13 protein-coding genes and 1 pseudogene are annotated in these 17,243 nt (G+C 62.3%); 11 read left to right on the forward strand and 3 right to left on the reverse strand.

Features of this window, described 5'->3' with window-relative positions; translation table 11 throughout:
* Nucleotides 1–56 precede the first annotated feature (56 nt).
* The 6 genes from CNQ84_RS08810 to CNQ84_RS08835 all read left to right on the forward strand — a co-directional run bounded on the left by CNQ84_RS08810 (nt 57) and on the right by CNQ84_RS08835 (nt 5,794).
* Complete coding sequence (locus CNQ84_RS08810; RefSeq protein WP_096004513.1) at nt 57–1,193, forward strand: ABC transporter ATP-binding protein; 1,137 nt, start codon at nt 57–59, stop codon at nt 1,191–1,193.
* On the forward strand, nt 1,190–2,089 hold the full coding sequence (locus tag CNQ84_RS08815; protein ID WP_096004514.1) for an ABC transporter permease subunit: 900 nt from the start codon (nt 1,190–1,192) through the stop codon (nt 2,087–2,089). Before CNQ84_RS08810 ends, CNQ84_RS08815 begins: the two co-directional genes overlap by 4 nt.
* The gene (locus CNQ84_RS08820) at nt 2,086–2,952 is read left to right on the forward strand and encodes an ABC transporter permease subunit (RefSeq protein ID WP_096004515.1); all 867 of its coding nucleotides are present in this window, start codon (nt 2,086–2,088) and stop codon (nt 2,950–2,952) included. Before CNQ84_RS08815 ends, CNQ84_RS08820 begins: the two co-directional genes overlap by 4 nt.
* 229 nt (nt 2,953–3,181) lie before the next feature.
* Nucleotides 3,182–3,772 (forward strand): TetR/AcrR family transcriptional regulator, encoded by a 591-nt coding sequence (locus tag CNQ84_RS08825; RefSeq protein WP_165771257.1) that lies wholly within the window; start codon nt 3,182–3,184, stop codon nt 3,770–3,772.
* 40 nt (nt 3,773–3,812) lie between these two features.
* Nucleotides 3,813–4,316, forward strand: a complete 504-nt coding sequence (locus CNQ84_RS08830) for a DUF4334 domain-containing protein (protein WP_096004517.1) — start codon at nt 3,813–3,815, stop codon at nt 4,314–4,316.
* A gap of 344 nt (nt 4,317–4,660) precedes the next feature.
* Nucleotides 4,661–5,794: an aminotransferase class V-fold PLP-dependent enzyme gene (locus CNQ84_RS08835; RefSeq protein WP_096004518.1), complete on the forward strand. Its 1,134-nt coding sequence runs from the start codon at nt 4,661–4,663 to the stop codon at nt 5,792–5,794.
* A 224-nt stretch (nt 5,795–6,018) separates the two neighbouring features.
* Here CNQ84_RS08835 and CNQ84_RS08840 read toward each other — a convergent pair whose 3' ends face one another.
* Together CNQ84_RS08840 and CNQ84_RS08845 are read right to left on the reverse strand one after the other, a co-directional pair.
* Complete coding sequence (locus tag CNQ84_RS08840; protein WP_096004519.1) at nt 6,019–6,732, reverse strand: VC0807 family protein; 714 nt, start codon at nt 6,730–6,732, stop codon at nt 6,019–6,021.
* A gap of 97 nt (nt 6,733–6,829) precedes the next feature.
* On the reverse strand, nt 6,830–7,801 hold the full coding sequence (locus CNQ84_RS08845; protein WP_096004520.1) for a calcium/sodium antiporter: 972 nt from the start codon (nt 7,799–7,801) through the stop codon (nt 6,830–6,832).
* 207 nt (nt 7,802–8,008) lie between these two features.
* On the opposite strand from CNQ84_RS08845, the gene CNQ84_RS08850 reads away from it, so the two are divergent.
* Nucleotides 8,009–9,631, forward strand: coding sequence for a methyl-accepting chemotaxis protein (locus CNQ84_RS08850; protein ID WP_096004521.1), 1,623 nt, complete (start codon nt 8,009–8,011; stop codon nt 9,629–9,631).
* Between the two features lie 26 nt (nt 9,632–9,657).
* On the opposite strand, the gene CNQ84_RS08855 is transcribed toward CNQ84_RS08850, so the two are convergent.
* A complete protein-coding gene (locus CNQ84_RS08855; RefSeq protein WP_096004522.1) occupies nt 9,658–11,364 on the reverse strand; it encodes a long-chain-fatty-acid--CoA ligase in 1,707 nt (568 codons plus the stop codon).
* 530 nt (nt 11,365–11,894) lie between these two features.
* Here CNQ84_RS08855 and CNQ84_RS21085 point away from each other — a divergent pair.
* From CNQ84_RS21085 to CNQ84_RS08870, 4 genes and pseudogenes are all read left to right on the forward strand, one after another.
* Nucleotides 11,895–12,323, forward strand: a pseudogene (locus tag CNQ84_RS21085) (methyl-accepting chemotaxis protein); the annotation flags it as partial.
* A 39-nt stretch (nt 12,324–12,362) separates the two neighbouring features.
* Nucleotides 12,363–12,743: a CZB domain-containing protein gene (locus CNQ84_RS21090; protein ID WP_425439956.1), complete on the forward strand. Its 381-nt coding sequence runs from the start codon at nt 12,363–12,365 to the stop codon at nt 12,741–12,743.
* Between the two features lie 114 nt (nt 12,744–12,857).
* A complete protein-coding gene (locus tag CNQ84_RS08865; RefSeq protein WP_096004524.1) occupies nt 12,858–14,102 on the forward strand; it encodes an efflux RND transporter periplasmic adaptor subunit in 1,245 nt (414 codons plus the stop codon).
* On the forward strand, nt 14,099–17,218 hold the full coding sequence (locus CNQ84_RS08870) for an efflux RND transporter permease subunit (RefSeq protein WP_096004525.1): 3,120 nt from the start codon (nt 14,099–14,101) through the stop codon (nt 17,216–17,218). The genes CNQ84_RS08865 and CNQ84_RS08870 overlap by 4 nt, the downstream gene beginning before the upstream one ends.
* Nucleotides 17,219–17,243: the final 25 nt, after the last annotated feature.

Raw genomic sequence — 17,243 nt, forward strand, 5'->3', positions numbered from 1 at the left:
CCCAATGCAAGCATGCGGCTCAGACCGCAGCGGTGGAATGATATTCGGAGAGACCTATGGTTGGTGCAGCAGGAGCCATGAAACAGGCGATGGCCAAGGCCGAGCCCAATGACTTTGTGAAGATTGAGCGCATCAGCAAGCGCTTCGATGAGGCGCTGGCAGTCGATGACGTCAGCCTGAGCATCAATCGTGGCGAAATCTTCGCCCTGCTTGGCGGCTCGGGCTCGGGCAAGTCAACGCTGCTGCGTATCCTCGCCGGCTTCGAACGCCCCAGCGAAGGCCGCGTGCTGCTGGACGGTCAGGACATCACCGACCTGCCGCCGTACGAACGCCCGATCAACATGATGTTCCAGTCCTACGCGCTGTTCCCGCACATGACGGTCGAGCAGAACATCGCCTTTGGCCTCAAGCAGGACCGCCTGCCCAAGGCCGAGATCGATGCCCGCGTTAAGGAAATGCTCAAACTGGTGCACATGACCGAATACGCACGCCGCAAGCCAGACCAGCTGTCCGGCGGCCAGCGTCAACGTGTGGCGCTGGCCCGCTCGCTGGCCAAACGTCCCAAGGTGCTGCTGCTCGATGAGCCGATGGGGGCACTGGACAAGAAGCTGCGCACCCAGATGCAGCTGGAACTGGTCGAGATTATCGAGCGGGTCGGCGTGACCTGCATCATGGTGACCCACGATCAGGAAGAGGCCATGACCATGGCCCAGCGCATCGCCATCATGCACCAGGGCTGGATTGCCCAGGTCGGCACGCCGATGGATATCTACGAGAGCCCGGTCAGCCGTCACGTCGCCGAGTTCATCGGCAGCGTCAATATCTTTGAAGGCGAGATCACCGCCGACATGGAAGACCACGCCATTATCCAGTGCGACTGCCTGGACAAGCCGATCTACGTCGGCCACGGCATCACCACCCGCGCTCAGGACAAGAACATCATCTACGCCCTGCGCCCGGAGAAGGTCTGGGTCAGCGCGGAGAAGCCCGAGGGCGAGCACAACAGTTCACACGGTGTGGTGCACGACATCGCCTATCTGGGCGGGCACTCGGTGTATTACATCAAGCTCGACAGCGGCAAGCTGGTGCAGGCCTTCTTTGCCAACTCCGAACGCCGGCTGCCCCGCCCCACCTGGGACGACGAGGTGTATATCAGTTGGGATGACGACAGCGGGGTCATTCTGCACTCATGAAAATGCCACGCCTGACACCGCCCGGGCGCTTCTGGGTTATCAGCGTCCCCTACCTGTGGCTGTTCCTGTTCTTCCTGCTGCCCTTCGCCATCGTGCTGAAGATCAGCTTCTCGGAAGCCGCGATCGCCATTCCGCCCTATCAGCCGATCTTTCAGTACGTCGAGCAGAAGCTCAACGTCGCGCTGAATCTCGGCAACTACATTTTCCTTAGCCAGGACGGCCTGTACCTGTCCGCTTATCTGGGCTCGCTGAAGATCGCCTTCTTCTCGACCCTGATCTGCCTGTTTCTGGGCTACCCGATGGCCTACGCCATCGCCCGTGCGCCCAAGGAAAAGCAGCTGGTCTACCTGCTGCTGGTGATGATGCCGACCTGGACTGCGATCCTCATCCGCGTCTACGCCTGGATGGGCATTCTCAGCAACAACGGCCTGCTCAACTCGGTGCTCATGGGCATCGGCCTGATCAGCGAGCCGCTGCAGATCCTCAACACCAACACCGCGGTCTATATCGGCGTGGTCTACGCCTACCTGCCGTTCATGGTATTGCCGCTGTACGCCAACCTGGTCAAGCACGATCACAGCCTGCTGGAGGCGGCCATGGATCTGGGCGCGGGCAAGATCAAGGCGTTCTGGAGCATTACCGTGCCGCTGTCGAAAACCGGCATCATCGCCGGCTCGATGCTGGTGTTCATTCCGGTGGTCGGCGAGTTCGTGATTCCCGAGCTGCTGGGCGGCCCGGAAACCCTCATGATCGGCAAGGTGCTGTGGCAAGAATTCTTCAACAACCGCGACTGGCCGGTCGCCTCGGCGCTGGCGATTGTCATGCTGGTGATCCTGATCGTGCCGCTAGTGCTGTTCCACTACAACCAGGCCAAGGAAATGGAGAAGAAGTCATGAGCAAGCGTCCCTCCTTCTCCACCGTCATGCTCTGGCTCGGCCTGGCGTTCATTTACCTGCCGATGATCATTCTGGTGATCTACTCGTTCAACGCCTCGCGCCTGGTCACTGTCTGGGGCGGCTGGTCGGTGCACTGGTACGTTGGCCTGCTGGACAACACCCAGTTGATGAACTCGGTCAAACGCAGTCTGCAGATCGCCTTCTTCACCGCGACCGCCGCAGTGGCACTGGGCACGCTGGCCGCCTTCGTCATGACCCGCATCAAGCGCTTCCGTGGCCGTACGCTGTTCTCCGGCCTGGTCACCGCACCGCTGGTCATGCCCGAAGTGATCACCGGTCTGTCGCTGCTGCTGCTGTTTGTGGCCATGGCGCAGCTGGTCGGCTGGCCGGCTGAGCGCGGCATGGTGACCATCTGGATCGCCCACGTGACCTTCTGTACCGCCTACGTCGCAGTGGTGGTCAGCGGACGTCTGGGCGAGCTGGATCAATCGGTCGAAGAGGCGGCGATGGATCTCGGCGCGCGGCCATGGAAAACCTTCCTGCTGATCACCGTGCCGATGATCGCGCCGTCGATCGCCGCCGGCTGGCTGCTGTCCTTTACCCTGTCGCTGGACGACCTGGTACTGGCCAGCTTTGTCTCCGGCCCCGGCTCGACGACCCTGCCGATGGAAGTCTTCTCCGCCGTACGCCTTGGCGTGAAGCCCGAAATCAACGCGGTCGCCAGTCTGATTCTGCTGGCGGTGTCGATCTTCACCCTGATCGGCTGGTTCATCGCCCGCAGCGCGGAGAAGCGCCGGGCGACGCCTCCGGATGACGAAGAAACCATCACCTGGCAGGCAGTTATCGACAGCCGTCGCAACTGACCCATACGGGCAGGACGGGGCAACCACAGCGCCTCGTCCCTGCCCGTCGCGACTGCCTTGCCCCCTCCCGAAAGAAAACAGTTGGCTTTGACCGTCAATCGGTTTACTCTTCCCTTATGAATGAATATTCATTCAAATCAGTGCGTTCCGGTAGCGAGCGACAAGGCGCTATTACGTACTGCACAACGCTGGCGATAGTCGCTAGAATGCTCGAATGAACACTCATTCGATGACCGCAAAAACACCCCGTCCGCGCATCAAGGACAAACGCCAGGCCATTCTCAATGCGGCCTTGAAGGTCTTTGCCAACGGCGGGGTAAACGGCGTTCCCATGCCCGCTTTGGCCGAACAGGCTCAAGTTGGCACCGGCACTATCTATCGCTATTTCAGCAGCAAGGAGGCTCTGGTCAACGAGCTGTTTCGTGAGCAGCGTCAGCTCAAACGGGACCTGCTTTTCGAAGGGCTGGAGCCGAACCTGTCGGCACATGAGCAATTTGCTGTCGTCTGGCAACGCATGATCCGCTATAGCCGCGAACACCCGGACACCTACCGGTTTCTGGAGATGCAGGATCACCGCCCGTACCTGGACGAGCAAAGCCGCCAATTGGAGCAAACGTTCTTTGCTCCGCTGGTCGCGCAGTACCGGCTGTATCAGCAGCAAGGCGTTTACCGCAGCGATCTGCGCGCAGAAGTGCTGCTAGCCATGGTATGGGGCACCTTTGCCAACCTGGTCAAGTGCGAGCGCGAAGGCTTGTTGGTACTGCAGAGCGACGATCTGGAAGCGGCCTGCGAGACCTGCTGGTCGATGCTTACCGGCTGACGACACCTTGCTGCCAAGCCCACAACAAGAGGCAGCAGTCATGAGCAAGAGCACCAAATCCCTGAGCGCATTGGGCCTGAGCGCCGCGCTTGGCACCGCAGCAGTGGCCGGCGAAACCGAAGAACGCATGCTGCAGATGATCGCCAGCGGCGACGCCTATTCGGCCGACACCCTGATGCCGTTATTCAAGCAACTGGAGCCGGTCAGTCTGGAATTCATGCTCGGTACCTGGCGTGGCGGCAAATTTGATGGCGGTGCCGAACCAGACCCGCTGAACTGGCACGGCAAACGCTTCACCAGCATCAACGATGTCGAGCCTATCCTCTACCCTGGCCCGGATGGGACGCTGCAAAACTATGACAAGCTGGGCCGTGCACAGATCCGTGAGATGGTATTTGACGGCACGGTATCCGCCGCGCTGATCTACGATCAGCAGCCGATCATCGACTACTTCCGCAAGGTCAACGACGACGTGGTTATCGGCCTGGGTGACATCAAGGGCAAGCCACTGGACTTTTTCTTTCACCTGACACGCGATCAGTAGGGCCTGGTGCCGTTTCGTTCGCCCGCCTGCCGGGTAAGGCCGCCGAGATTGCGCCTGCAAAGCCATCCCTCGGGGTCGCTCATCGCCCAGGTGAGCTGAGCAGAAACGGTTTTGCGCACCAAGCCGGCAAGGGGCGGCGCAGGGATACGCTGAACCCTTGGGCTGGTCGCTGCTTGATGGACGGCTTTACAGCCAGCAACAGACGGGCAAAGGAAATGGCATCCGCCCCTGATAACAAAACGCCGCTTTTCTGGACTGCGCCGCGCGGCGAATCGGGGTAGCATGGACAGTAAATCAACGCCGGCATCGCCGGCGTTTTCCTGTCATCCGTCTGGAGAAACCCCGTGTCCAAACTGGTTCCTGCCATCGACCCCGAAGGTCTGCTCGAATACTCCGTGGTCTTTACCGACCGCTCCCTGAACCACATGTCGCAGACATTCCAGCAGGTCATGCGTGACATCTCCGGCACCCTGAAAGACGTGTACAACGCCAACGCGGTTGCCGTGGTGCCGGGTGGCGGCACCTTCGGCATGGAAGCCGTCGCACGCCAGTTCGCACAAGACAAGAAGTGTCTGGTCATCCGCAACGGCTGGTTCAGCTACCGCTGGAGCCAGATCTTCGAGATGGGTGGCATTCCCGCCAGCGAAACCGTACTCAAGGCCCGCCAGCTGGGTGACCGCGAGCAGCCCCAATTTGCGCCGGCCGCTATCGAGGATGTGGTCGCCGAGATCCGCGCCAGCAAACCCGACGTGGTCTTCGCGCCGCACGTCGAAACCGCCGCCGGCATCATCCTGCCCGATGACTACCTGCGCGCCGTAGCCGCTGCGGTACACGACGTCGGCGGTCTGTTCGTGCTGGACTGCATCGCCTCCGGCACCGTCTGGGTCGACATGCAGACCTGCGGTGTCGACGTCCTGATCAGCGCCCCGCAGAAAGGCTGGAGCGCTTCGCCCTGCAGCGCACTGGTGCTGCTCAGCGAACGCGCCGAGGCGGTGCTGGAAACCACTACCAGCACAAGCTTTGCAGCCGATCTGAAGAAATGGCGGCAGATCATGCAGGCCTATGAGAATGGCGGTCATGCCTATCACGCCACCATGCCGACCGATGCCCTCAAGGCCTTCCGCGACACCATGCTGGAAACCCGCGACTACGGCTTCGACAAGGTCAAGCAGGAGCAGCTGGCGCTCGGCACTGCGGTGCGCGAGCTGATGCAGGAGCTGGGCTACAAGAGTGTCGCCGCTGACGGTTTCGGCGCCCCCGGCGTCGTTGTCAGCTACACCGACAACGACGGCATTCAGAGTGGCAAGGCCTTCGCCCCGCTCGGCCTGCAGACCGCGGCCGGCGTGCCGCTGATGTGCGACGAGCCGGCCAGCTTCAAGACCTTCCGCATCGGCCTGTTCGGCCTCGACAAGCTGCACAACCCAGAGCGCACTGTGGGCACGTTGCGCGAAGCGTTTGGCGCGCTGCAGGCGCGCTAAACGCAGCGGCAAAAGCAGCGACAAGCTTCAAGCCGCAAGCAAACCCGGCCTCGATGCCGGGTTTTGTTTGTGCGCTGGGATTGGCTGCTGCGCAACATGCGGTTCTGCTGGCGCCACCTACCACTGCATGCTCCGCATGAAGCCAAAAGAAAACCCGCACGATTGCACACCGCGCGGGTTTGGCTTGCAGCTTGAAGCTTGCGGCTTACAGCTGGCTAGCTCCGCTAGCCCTTTTGCTGCGCCATGATCTCTTCCATCGCCAGACCGGTGAGGCCGTGGATGGTGCGCCAGAGGTAGAACAGGATACCCATCATCATCACCATCGAGGGGATGGCGATCATCGGGTAGCTGACCAGCGTCATCTGCCCGAGCTGTTCGTTGAACGCCTCGGTCCCGGCCGGGCTGGTGACAATCCACTTGGCCAGGATGTAATTCATCGCCGACGAGAAGAAAAAGGTGCCGGCCAGGAAGTAGGTGGCGCGCAGCAGGCGCAGGTTGAATATATCCACCAGCCCGCGCTCCTGCAGCCGTTCCTGAACCAGCGCGACATTGATCACCTTCTCGTTGTACAGCATGGTACGAATCAGCGGGTAGCGCGTGCGGGTCGAAATCAGCACAGCCAGCCCGAGCACGCCGGGCACAGCGGCTTCCTTGATGGCCAGCCACTTGTTGTCCAGCTGCAGCAGACCAATGCCGCCGGTCAGCAGCACGCTGACCACACCCAGCGCGGCGATAAAGTTGAATTTGCGGTACTGCACCAGTTCGAACACGCCCCAACCAATCGGCAGCGCCAGCGCCAGAATCAGCGCGTTGGCGGCACCGAGCTGAGCCTCACCACTGAGCTTCATCAGGATGATCGAGGGAATGATGATGCTGACCAGCAGGTCGATCAGCGGACGCGGCTTGTGTTGCGCAGGGGCGGGATTGGCATCGGACATGGCAGGGAAAACAGTCTCCGGCGGAGGGAAAGGGCCATCATACACAGGCTGGCGCCCCGCTCCCAGCGGAGCACCAGCAGAGATCCGGCCCGGCTCGTCAGGCCAGCATGGTGCTGACCAGATAAGCGGTATAACCGACGTAGGTCGCCAGCAGCAGCACCCCGTTAAAGCGGGACACCGTGCCCTGCTTGCCCATACGGCCGATGCCCATGACCAGCAGCACCAGGGTCAGCACAAACATCACCACCCAGTCGCGATAGAGCACCACCGGCTCGACCGCCAGCGGGGCGATACCGGCAGCGATACCGACCACGGCGAGGGTGTTGAACAGCCCCGAACCGATCACGTTACCCAGCGCCAGGTCATGTTCGTTACGACGAATGGCAGCGAGCGAGGACGCCAGCTCCGGCAAGGAGGTGCCGATCGCAACAATGGTCAAACCGATGATCAGGTCGCTGACGCCCAGCCCCTCGGCAATGTAGACCGCCCCCCAGACCAGCAGGCGCGAGCTGGCGATCAGCAGCACCAGCCCCAGAACCAGCCAGAACAGCGCTTTGTTCAGCGGCATGGCATGGCTCGCCACTTCCTCTGCGTATTCGCCGGACAGGGCATCGTCCTTGCCGCGCATGCCCTGCACCACAGACCAGCCCATCAACAGGAAGAAGGCCCCTAGCAGCACCCAGGCATCGTTGCGCGACAGCGAGCCATCCAGCAGCTGATAACCCGCCAGCAGGGTGATACCAAGCAGAATCGGCAGCTCCTTGCGGATAACCTGTGAGTGCACCTGAATCGGGCTGATGACCGCCACCAGGCCGATGATCAACGCAATATTGGTGATGTTCGAGCCGTAGGCGTTACCCAGCGCCAGTCCGGGATTTCCCTGCCCGGCGGCCAGCGCCGAGACCACCATTTCCGGTGCCGAGGTACCAAAACCAATGATCAGCATACCGATCAGCAGCGGCGGCATGCCGGCATGGGTAGCGGTGGCAGAGGCGCCATCCACGAAGCGGTCTGCGCTCCAGACCAGCAGAGCCAGACCGGCAATTACGGCGGCAATAGCCAACAACATCTTCAGATTCCTGTGTCATTTGAAAAATAACGTCCATTATCAATGATAAGCGCCGGACGGTGACAAAAAGATTCAGAATTCTCGCCGCGCGCCGATACACTACGCGGCCGCAACGCTTAAGGCGTTTCGACCTGCTGGCACGCTATTGGTGCCAAACAATGCTCACTCTGCGATGAAGGACCATCCCCACCCTATTCAGGTGACTATATGGCCATCAACCGTTCCCTGCGTCAGCAAACCCTCGCACTCATGCTCGGCAGCCTGCTGCTGATGCTGCTGGTCTCTCTTGTGATTACTCTGACACTGGCCGGTAGCGTCAACAGCTATCAAAGCCTGCTCGAGCGCCCGCTGGCCAGCGCCAGCCTGATCAACCGCGCCAATCTGGAATTCAAGACCCAGGTGCAGGAATGGAAGAACGTGCTGCTGCGCGGCGCCAACAACGCGGACCGCAGTAAGTACTGGAGCCAGTTCGAGGCCAGCGAAGCAGCGGTTCAGGCCACCCTGCAGGAGATTTCCGCGCTGGATATCGACAGCGCCCAGCAGGCCGAGGCGCGCCAGCTCATGCAAAAACATCAGGCCCTGGGTAGCGCTTACCGTGACAGCCTGCGTGCCTTCGAGACCTCCGGCCTTGAGCCCACCGCCGGTGATCAGGCCGCCCGCGGCATTGATCGTGACTTCAGCGAACACCTGAGCGATCTGGCCCTGCGCCTTAATCAACAGGCCCAGCAGCAGAGCGTACAAATCAATCAGGCGGCCAGCAGCGCGCTGTGGGTCGGGCTGGTCAGTCTTTGCGTCGCTGCGGTGCTGATTGGCGTACTTAGCCAGTGGCTGGTCAACCGCCGCCTGGTCAACCCGATCACCCACCTGATCCGCCAGATCGAGCAGTTGAGTCTTGGCCGTCTTGGCCAGCCGATCAAAAGTCATCGCGCCGACGAGCTGGGCACCCTGGCGCGTGCTGCCAACCAGCTGCGCGACTTTCTGGAAGATACCTTTGGCCAGCTCAAGCGCAGTACCGGCGAGCTGGATCGCGCCAGCGGTGAACTCAACACCATCGCCACCCGCATGGCCCAGGGCAGCCGCGATCAGTTCTCGCGCACCGATCAGGTAGCCACCGCGATGCAGGAAATGTCAGCCTCCGCCGTGCAGGTCGCGCAACACGCAGCCGAAGCCGCGCACGCCGCGGACGACGTCGACAGCAACGCCCAGCAGAGCGCTGCGGTGATGCAGCAGACCATCGCCGCCATGCAGGCGATGCTGCAGCAGATCAACCACACCACGGAGGTGATTCAGCGCCTGGAAGGCGACAGCAGCCGGATTGGCAAGGTACTGGATGTGATCCAGGGCATTGCCGAGCAGACCAACCTGCTGGCACTCAACGCTGCCATCGAAGCAGCCCGCGCCGGCGAAGCCGGGCGTGGCTTTGCGGTGGTTGCCGACGAGGTACGTACCCTGGCCCAGCGTACCGCCGAGTCCACCTCGGAGATCCAGCAGATCATCAATGACGTGCAGACCGGGGCCGGCGAAGCGGTCAAGGCCATCGCCAGCGGTCAGGCGCAGAGTGAAAACAGCATGCAGCAGGTCAATCAGGCGGGCGAGCGGCTGCAGCAGATCACCCTGGCCATCGAGGCGGTACGCGACATGAACCGGCAGATTTCCACTGCCGCTGACGAGCAGACCAGCGTAGCCGAGGACATCAGCCGCAATATCACCGAGATTACCGATATTGCCGCGGCCAACCAGAAGGAAGTCGACAGCACCTCCCGCGCCAGTCAGACCCTGCACGAACTGTCTGGCGAGCTGGGAACGCTGACTGGGCGCCTGTCGGCCTGACCAGCGGCCAGGCCGTTAGGCAGAACTCAGGCGGTCGCCGCGCTGGCGGCGCTCGCCTGACGCTGGCGCTCTTCTTCGTAGAGCTCCTTCTTCGACAGCTTGCCGACCGGCGTCTTGGGCAGCTCGGGGCGAATCTCCATCGCCGACAGGCGTTCATGCTTGCCCAGCCGTGATGCCAGAAACGCCTGCAAGGTCTCGAAGTCAAACGCCTCGGCCCCGTCCTTCAGCTTGATAAACGCCTTGGGCGCCTGCCCGCGATAGGCGTCATCAACACCGATAACGGACACTTCTTCGACACCCGGATACTCGTAAATGGCTTCTTCGATGACGCGCGGATAGACGTTGTAGCCGCTGCACAGAATCATGTCCTTGGTACGGTCGACGATATAAACGTAGCCGTCCTCGTCCATGTAACCGATATCCCCGGTGCGCAAAAAGCCCTCACTGGTCATCGCCTCGGCGGTCGCATCAGGGCGCTTCCAGTAACCGGCAGTAATATTCGGCCCCTGAATGCACACCTCGCCCCGCTCGCCGGCCGGCAGCTCGGTTTCGCCGCCGTCCAGCGGCAAAATACGGATCTGAGTGCCGGGCACCGGTATACCGCACGAACCTGGACGCGGCGCGGCATCACGCGGGGTAAAGGTGCCACTGGTGGTGGTCTCGGTCATGCCCCAGCCTTCGCGCAGCGCGCAACCGGAGCGCACCCTGTACTGCTGCTGCACCTCTACCGGCAGCGGCGCGCCACCGGAGTTGCACATCTTCAGCGAGGTCAGGTCGTGTTCGGCGGTCTGCGGATGCGCCAGCAAACCGATAAACATGGTCGGCACGCCTGGGAAGGTGGTAATCCGGCTTTGGCTGATTTCACGCAGCACGGTGGGCACATCAAAGCGCGGATGCAGGTATAGCTCGGCAGCGGCGCGCAGACCGAAGATCATGTTGACCATCAACGCATAGATATGGAACGGCGGCAGCACTGCCAGCACCCGCTCCTGCCCGGGCACGATCGCCGAACGCAACACCTCGCGCAGCTGGGCACAGGAGGCCGTGATATTGCCGTGGGTCAGCATCGCCCCCTTGGGGACGCCGGTGGTGCCGCCGGTATATTGCAGCACAGCCAGCGTGTTGGCCGGATCGGCCAGCAGGTGCTCCCGATAATCGCCGGCATTGTCCAGCAGCTCGGCAAAACTGCAGCACTGATCGCCCCAGGCCACCATCGCCGGTTTGCCAAGCAGATGGCACTGCTCGTCGCTGACCTCACCACAGAACTCGACCAGACTGCCCACGACCAGCTGACGCAGCCGAGTGCGCGTCATCAGGCTCGCCATGCGCGGGTACAAGGCTTCCAGATCCAGCGTCAGCATGATGTCGGTCTGACTGTCCTCGATCTTGTGCTCGAGGGTGCGTTCAGCATCCAGCGGTGAATAGTTCACCACCGTCCCGCCGGCGCGCAGCACACCGAGAAAACCGATGAAGTAATGCGGGCAGTTGGGCAGATACAGCCCTACATGGACGCCGGGGCCAACCCCCAGTTTCTGCAGACCACGGGCCGCGCGGGAGACCAGCGCGTCGAGTTCGCTGTAGGTGAGCTTGTGGCCAAGGAAGTCGATTGCAGGATTATCGGGGAACTCAGTGACGGCCGCGTCCAGCAACGCCGGAATGGCCTCCGGGGTGTAGGCAAGCTCCCAATTCACGTCCGACGGATACGACTTCAACCAGCGCAGTTCGGTGTCCACAGCATGCTCTCCATTGTCTGCCCGGGCGGCTTTGGCGCGGGGCGCTTTTTGTTTTCCCAACCCTAGTCGCTGTGCCGTGCTCCGGTGAAGCTTGATCGACTGCGGATATGTCGGGCCATAGCCGCTGCCAACGCTGAGCGACAAGGCAAATCCTGCCGCAAATCAATAATCTGCCAGTCGAATCAACGCATCATTACAGTTTTATGTTACCGAGCCGATAACAGGTCCGAGTCGGCCCGATAACAGTATCGTCCCTATACCCCTCCCTGCCCATCCAGGAGCAAAACGTGTTCAAAAGCCGTCAATTGCGCGCAGAGCTGCAACAATCCCAAGAACTGAACCGGCAACTGCAGGAGCAACTCGGCACCCTGACGGTACAACTGGACGACCGACAACGGCAGTTCGATGCGCGTATCGGCATTGCCGAGAGCGAGCAGACCCTGTCCCAGAAGCTGCTCGGTTGCCGGGAAATGGGAGATCATCTGGTCCAGGATGTGCGCGAATCGGTGGCCGGCGCAGCAAGCCGTCTGATGGATGAGCAACAGACCCTGACCGCGCTGAGCGAGATATTCGCCCAGACCCAGCAGGCGGTGAGCAGCCTGCAGGCACGCTCCGACACGGTCGGCAACCATGCCGAGCGCAATGCCGAGTCCGCCAGCAGCCTTGACGAAACCGCCGGCCGCATTCGTGCCTTCATTGCCGTCATCCAGGACATCTCCAAACAGACCAGCCTACTGGCCCTGAATGCGGCCATTGAGGCGGCACGAGCCGGCGAAGTGGGTCGCGGTTTTGCCGTGGTAGCCGATGAGGTACGCAGTCTCGCCGAGAAGGCCCAGCACGCCAGCGAAAACATTGAGGTTCTGGTAACCCAGGTAATGGAAAAGAGCCAGACCCTGTCCGGCATGGCTGAGGAATCCATGCAGAGCAGCCTGGAAATCGCTGCCTCTGCCCAGCAGATTGATCAGGTAACCCATCAGGTCATCGACCATGCCGACCGGATGAAGCAGGTGATCAACAGCTCTGCCACGCGCAGCTTTCTGTCGACCGTAAAGCTCGATCATGTGGTCTGGAAGATGGATCTATACCAGCGCATCGCCGCCGGCAACCTGAGCCAATCACTCACCGATCACCACGAATGCCGCCTGGGGCAATGGTATTACCGTGGCCAGGGAGCTGACCTGTACAGCCACCTGCCGGCATATCGTCAGCTGGAAAACGTGCATCGCCAGGTACATGAATGCGGTCTGCAGGCGCGCGACGCCGCTCTCAAGGGTGACAATGACAGGCTGCACCGGCTGCTCCTGGACATGGAACAGGCCAGTGTCCAGGTCGCCCAGCAGCTCGACCGCCTCGAGCGGGAGATCGGCAGCAGTCACTGATCTGCGCAGTGTACGCAAGGACACTGCCGCGACACTCAGCGCTATTGCGACCATCACCGTCACACGCTATACAGAGAGACCCTTACGCCCGCAGGAAAGAACAAGAGAGAAGGAATGCGTAAACGTCTCACACCGCTGTTGATCGTTGTCGTCGGAATCATCATTTTCATCCTGCTGCGCGTCACCCGCGACCAACCCGAGCCCGTCGGCAACCAGGAGCGCGCCTGGCGGGTTGCCACCGAAACCATCAGCCCTGATGCCTTCCAGCCGCGCCTGACACTGTACGGCCAGCTTGAATCACCGCGCCGCTTTACCGTGGTGGCACCGCTGTCAGGCCGCATCGCCGAGCTGCCGGCCAACGATGGCGCCAGCGTTGCCAAGGGAGACCTGCTGGTCGCCCTGGATGAGGCCGACATTCAGCCACGCATTGCCCAGGCTCGCGCCGAGCTGGCTGATGCCAAGGCCCAGCTGGAGAGCGAAAAACTCGCCAACGACGCAGATCGCCAGGCGCTGCGCATGGAACGACGGCTCGAGGACAACGCACGCAAGGCGCTGGAGCGCATGGAGCAACTGGTCGAGCGCCAGATGGTGCCCGCCGTCGAGCTGGACAACGCCCAGGACGTGCTTGATCGCGCCGCGCTCACGGTCGCCAACCGCCAGCGCAGCCTGACCGCCTACCCTTCCCGGCTGGCCGCTCTGGAGGCGCGCGTGGAGCGCGCCGAAGCAGCCCTCGACAGCACCCGGCGCGACGCCGAGCGCAGCCGCTTCATCGCCCCTTTCGACGGCGTAATCGGCAGCGTTCAGGTTGCCGTGGGTGATCAAGTCAACGCCAACGCTGCCCTGCTCGACTTTTACCCGCTAGAGGGCATGGAATTGCGCGCACTGGTGCCCCAGGTACACAGCCAGGACTTTATCAACGCCCTCGGCGAAGGCCAGCAGCTCGAAGCCCGCAGCCTGGATGTGCAGCCACCGCTGCAGCTGACGCTGACCCGCATTGCCGGCCAGGCCGACGCCAGTGGTATCGAGGCGCTATTCCGCGTCAACAACCCGCGTGCCGACCTGCGCCTGGGCAACCTGATGGCCGTCAGCGTCGCCCGTCCAAGCCGCAATGACAGTGTCGCGTTGCCGTACAGCGCACTGTATGGCAACAACACCATCTACACGGTCAACGACAGTCGTCTGCAGGCGATTGCCGTTGAGCGTGTCGGCGAGACGCTGGATGAACAGGGCAACAGCCGAGTGCTGGTACGTTCGCAAGCGCTGCAAAGCGGCATGCAGATCGTCACCACCCACCTGCCCAATGCCATGTCAGGGCTGCGGGTCGATACCGGTGACCCCGCGGCGGAGTCGGAGGAATGAGCAGCACCGGGCCGCTGGGCTTTTTTGTTCGTCACAAGGTTGCTGCCAACCTGCTGATGCTGATCATGCTGATGGGCGGTGTGATCGGCCTGTCACGCATGAACATCCAGTTCTTTCCGACCTTCGCACTCGACTTCGTCACCGTACAAGTGATCTGGAACGGGGCCGCTGCCGAGGACGTCGAGCAGGCCATCACCATCCCGCTGGAGCAGCGACTGCGCAGCCTGCAGAACCTCAAGACCATGACGTCGACCTCCGCCCAGGGCGTATCCAGCATCACCCTGGAATTCCGCGAGGGCACTGATCCGATTGTCGCCCTGGACGACGCGCGACAACAGGTCGACGAGTTCCGCAACCTGCCCGCCGCCGCCGAGAAACCCGAGGTCGTCCGGGTTGCCCGCTACGACCCGATTGCCAACCTGCTGCTGTACGGGCCGTTCGAACCGCACGAACTGCGCAGCATCGCCAACCGCATGGAAGATGACCTGCTCAACCACGGTGTGGACCGCATCGTCATCAACGGCGTGCCCGAGCAGCAGATCAGCATCGAAGTACCCAATGCCGAGCTTCGCCGTCTGGGCATGTCGCTAGACCAGTTGGCCACTCGCATCAACGCCGAATCGCGCGATCTGCCCGCCGGCCAGGCCGGTGAGCAGGACTCAGCCCGTGAGCTGCGCGCCATCGAGCAACGTCGCGACCCGCAGGCCTTCGGCAGCATTGCCCTGCAACCTGAAGGCGATAGCCACCTGCGCCTCGGCGATATTGCCGATATCCGCCAGGAGCCACGCCGCAATCAGGTGCTGCTGCGTTACGACGGCTATCCTGCGGTGGAGCTGCAGCTCGAGCGCAGCGAAGACGGCGACTCCCTGGAGTCGGCCAAGATCCTCAACGACTGGCTGCAAGACATCCGCCCCACCCTGCCGCCGCAATTGCAGATTCATGCCTATGACCAGGCCTGGCAGCTGATTGACGACCGTATCCGCCTGCTGGTGAACAACGGTTTGAGCGGTCTGGTGCTGGTGCTGATTCTGCTGTATCTGTTTCTGCCTGCACGGGTGGCGCTGTGGGTCGCGGTGGGTATTCCGACCGCCTTCCTCGCCGCCATGGCAGTGTTCTGGGTCATTGGCGGATCGATTAATATGATTTCGCTGTTCGCCCTGATCATGGCGCTGGGGGTGATCGTCGACGACGCCATTGTGGTCGGCGAGGACGCCGACGCCCACCACCGCAATGGCGAGGCGTCCGAGCGCGCCTCGGAGGGGGCGGCCAAACGTATGCTCTGGCCGGTCGTGGCCTCCTCACTGACCACCATCGCCGCCTTTATGCCGCTGCTGATGGTCGGCGGCATCTTCGGCAATATTCTGGGCGACATCCCCACGGTGATGATCTGCGTGCTGATTGCCTCGCTGCTGGAGTGCTTCGTCGTGCTGCCGCATCACCTGCGTGAAGCCTTCCGACCCGGCAAGCCCCGCACCGGACGCCTGGCGGCCGTCGGCAACCGCCTCGATAGCATCCGCGCGCGCTTCGACCGCAGTTTCAATCGCTTTCGTGATGGCCAGTTTCGCCGCCTGTCCCAGGCGGCGCTGGCCAATCGCGGCACCACGCTGGCCTGCGCCCTGGTCAGTGTGGTGATCACCGTCGGCCTGCTCAGCAGCGGGCGCATCGGCTTCAGCTTCTTCCCCACGCCCGAGCCGCAGGTGCTGTATGCCAACGTCAGCTTCGTCGCCGGCACCCCCCGCGCCAGCATGGTCAGTTTCATGCGGGAGCTGGAACAGAGCCTGAGCGACACCGAGCAGGCGCTGGGGGGCGAGCTGATCCTCACCGCCTTGACCCGCGAAGGCGAAGTGCTGGGAGACAACGGGGTCGCCCGTCAGGGCGACAACCTGGGTTCGATGATGGTGGAGCTGGTCTCGCCGGACCACCGCGACGTGCGCAACAAAGCGTTTATCCGCGAGTGGCAACGGCGCATCCAGCCACCGCCGGGCATAGAGCGCATCAACATCACCGAGCAGCAGAGCGGCCCGCCCGGCAAGGACGTCGATATTCGCCTGACCGGGTCCGAACCGCAGCAGCTCAAGGAAGCCGCAGACGCGCTGTCGGTCATTCTCGCCGGCATCGAAGGGGTGGTCAGCACCGATGACGACATGACCTGGGGGCGCGAGCAGCTGGTCTACAGCCTGACGCCCTATGGCCAGGCGCTGGGGCTCAGCATCGAGAGCGTCGGCAACCAGTTGCGTGCGGCCTACGATGGCCGCCTGGCGCAGATCTACCAGGACAAGCGCGATGAAATCGAAGTACGGGTACAGCTGCCCCGTGCCGAGCGTGAAAGCCTCGCCAGCCTGGGTAATCTGAACATTCGCCTGGATGACGGCCGCTTCGTGCCGCTGCGTCAGGTGGTGACCTTCACCAGTAATCAGGGCTTCTCGGCGCTGCGTCATGCCGATGCCCAGTTGGCTACCGACGTCACCGCCGACATCGACAGCGGCCAGACCACCGCAGGCGTCGTGCTCAAAGCCGCCGCACAAGAGCTGCCCGCGCTGGCCAGCCGCTACAACGTGCGCTACAGCTTCGAAGGACGCTCGGTCGACCAGCAGGAAACCCTCGCCGACATGCGCGACGGGCTGATCATCGGGCTGCTGCTGATGTACGCGGTACTCGTCTGGGTGTTCTCGTCCTGGAGTACGCCACTGATTGTCATGTCGGTGATTCCGCTGGCGCTGGTCGGCGCCCTGCTCGGTCACTGGGTGATGGGGCTGAACCTGACCATTCTGTCGCTGTTCGGGCTGTTTGGTCTGTCCGGTATCGTGGTCAACAACTCGATCATCCTGGTGAGCTTCTATCAGGAGCAACGCCAGCGTGGACTGGCCGTCAACGACGCCCTGAACGAAGCGGTGGTGCAGCGTCTGCGGGCGGTCATGCTGACCTCCCTGACCACCATCGGCGGCCTGCTGCCGCTGCTGTTCGAAACGTCCCTGCAGGCGCAGTTCCTGATCCCGATGGCCACCTCGATTGCCTTCGGTCTCGGCTTCTCGACCCTGCTGGTGTTGCTGGTGGTGCCGGCGCTGCTGTCGATGCTGGAGGGGTGGAAGGAGCGTAGAGCGGGCGGGACGGCCTGACGGCCGTCAGCTGCAAGCCTCAAGC

The sequence above is a fragment of the Pseudomonas abyssi genome (genome assembly GCF_002307495.1).
GTDB classification, from domain to species: Bacteria; Pseudomonadota; Gammaproteobacteria; order Pseudomonadales; family Pseudomonadaceae; genus Halopseudomonas; species Halopseudomonas abyssi.

Excerpts from the sequence above, each read along its gene's own strand:
- CNQ84_RS21090 (WP_425439956.1), top strand. The coding sequence starts at position 12,363 with ATGAAGCAGGTGATCAACAGCTCTGCCACGCGCAGCTTTCTGTCGACC.
- CNQ84_RS08845 (WP_096004520.1), bottom strand. The coding sequence starts at position 7,801 with ATGTTGTTGGCTATTGCCGCCGTAATTGCCGGTCTGGCTCTGCTGGTC.
- CNQ84_RS08825 (WP_165771257.1), top strand. The coding sequence starts at position 3,182 with ATGACCGCAAAAACACCCCGTCCGCGCATCAAGGACAAACGCCAGGCC.
- CNQ84_RS08865 (WP_096004524.1), top strand. The coding sequence starts at position 12,858 with ATGCGTAAACGTCTCACACCGCTGTTGATCGTTGTCGTCGGAATCATC.
- CNQ84_RS08830 (WP_096004517.1), top strand. The coding sequence starts at position 3,813 with ATGAGCAAGAGCACCAAATCCCTGAGCGCATTGGGCCTGAGCGCCGCG.
- CNQ84_RS08820 (WP_096004515.1), top strand. The coding sequence starts at position 2,086 with ATGAGCAAGCGTCCCTCCTTCTCCACCGTCATGCTCTGGCTCGGCCTG.
- CNQ84_RS08850 (WP_096004521.1), top strand. The coding sequence starts at position 8,009 with ATGGCCATCAACCGTTCCCTGCGTCAGCAAACCCTCGCACTCATGCTC.
- CNQ84_RS08840 (WP_096004519.1), bottom strand. The coding sequence starts at position 6,732 with ATGTCCGATGCCAATCCCGCCCCTGCGCAACACAAGCCGCGTCCGCTG.
- CNQ84_RS08810 (WP_096004513.1), top strand. The coding sequence starts at position 57 with ATGGTTGGTGCAGCAGGAGCCATGAAACAGGCGATGGCCAAGGCCGAG.
- CNQ84_RS08815 (WP_096004514.1), top strand. The coding sequence starts at position 1,190 with ATGAAAATGCCACGCCTGACACCGCCCGGGCGCTTCTGGGTTATCAGC.
- CNQ84_RS08870 (WP_096004525.1), top strand. The coding sequence starts at position 14,099 with ATGAGCAGCACCGGGCCGCTGGGCTTTTTTGTTCGTCACAAGGTTGCT.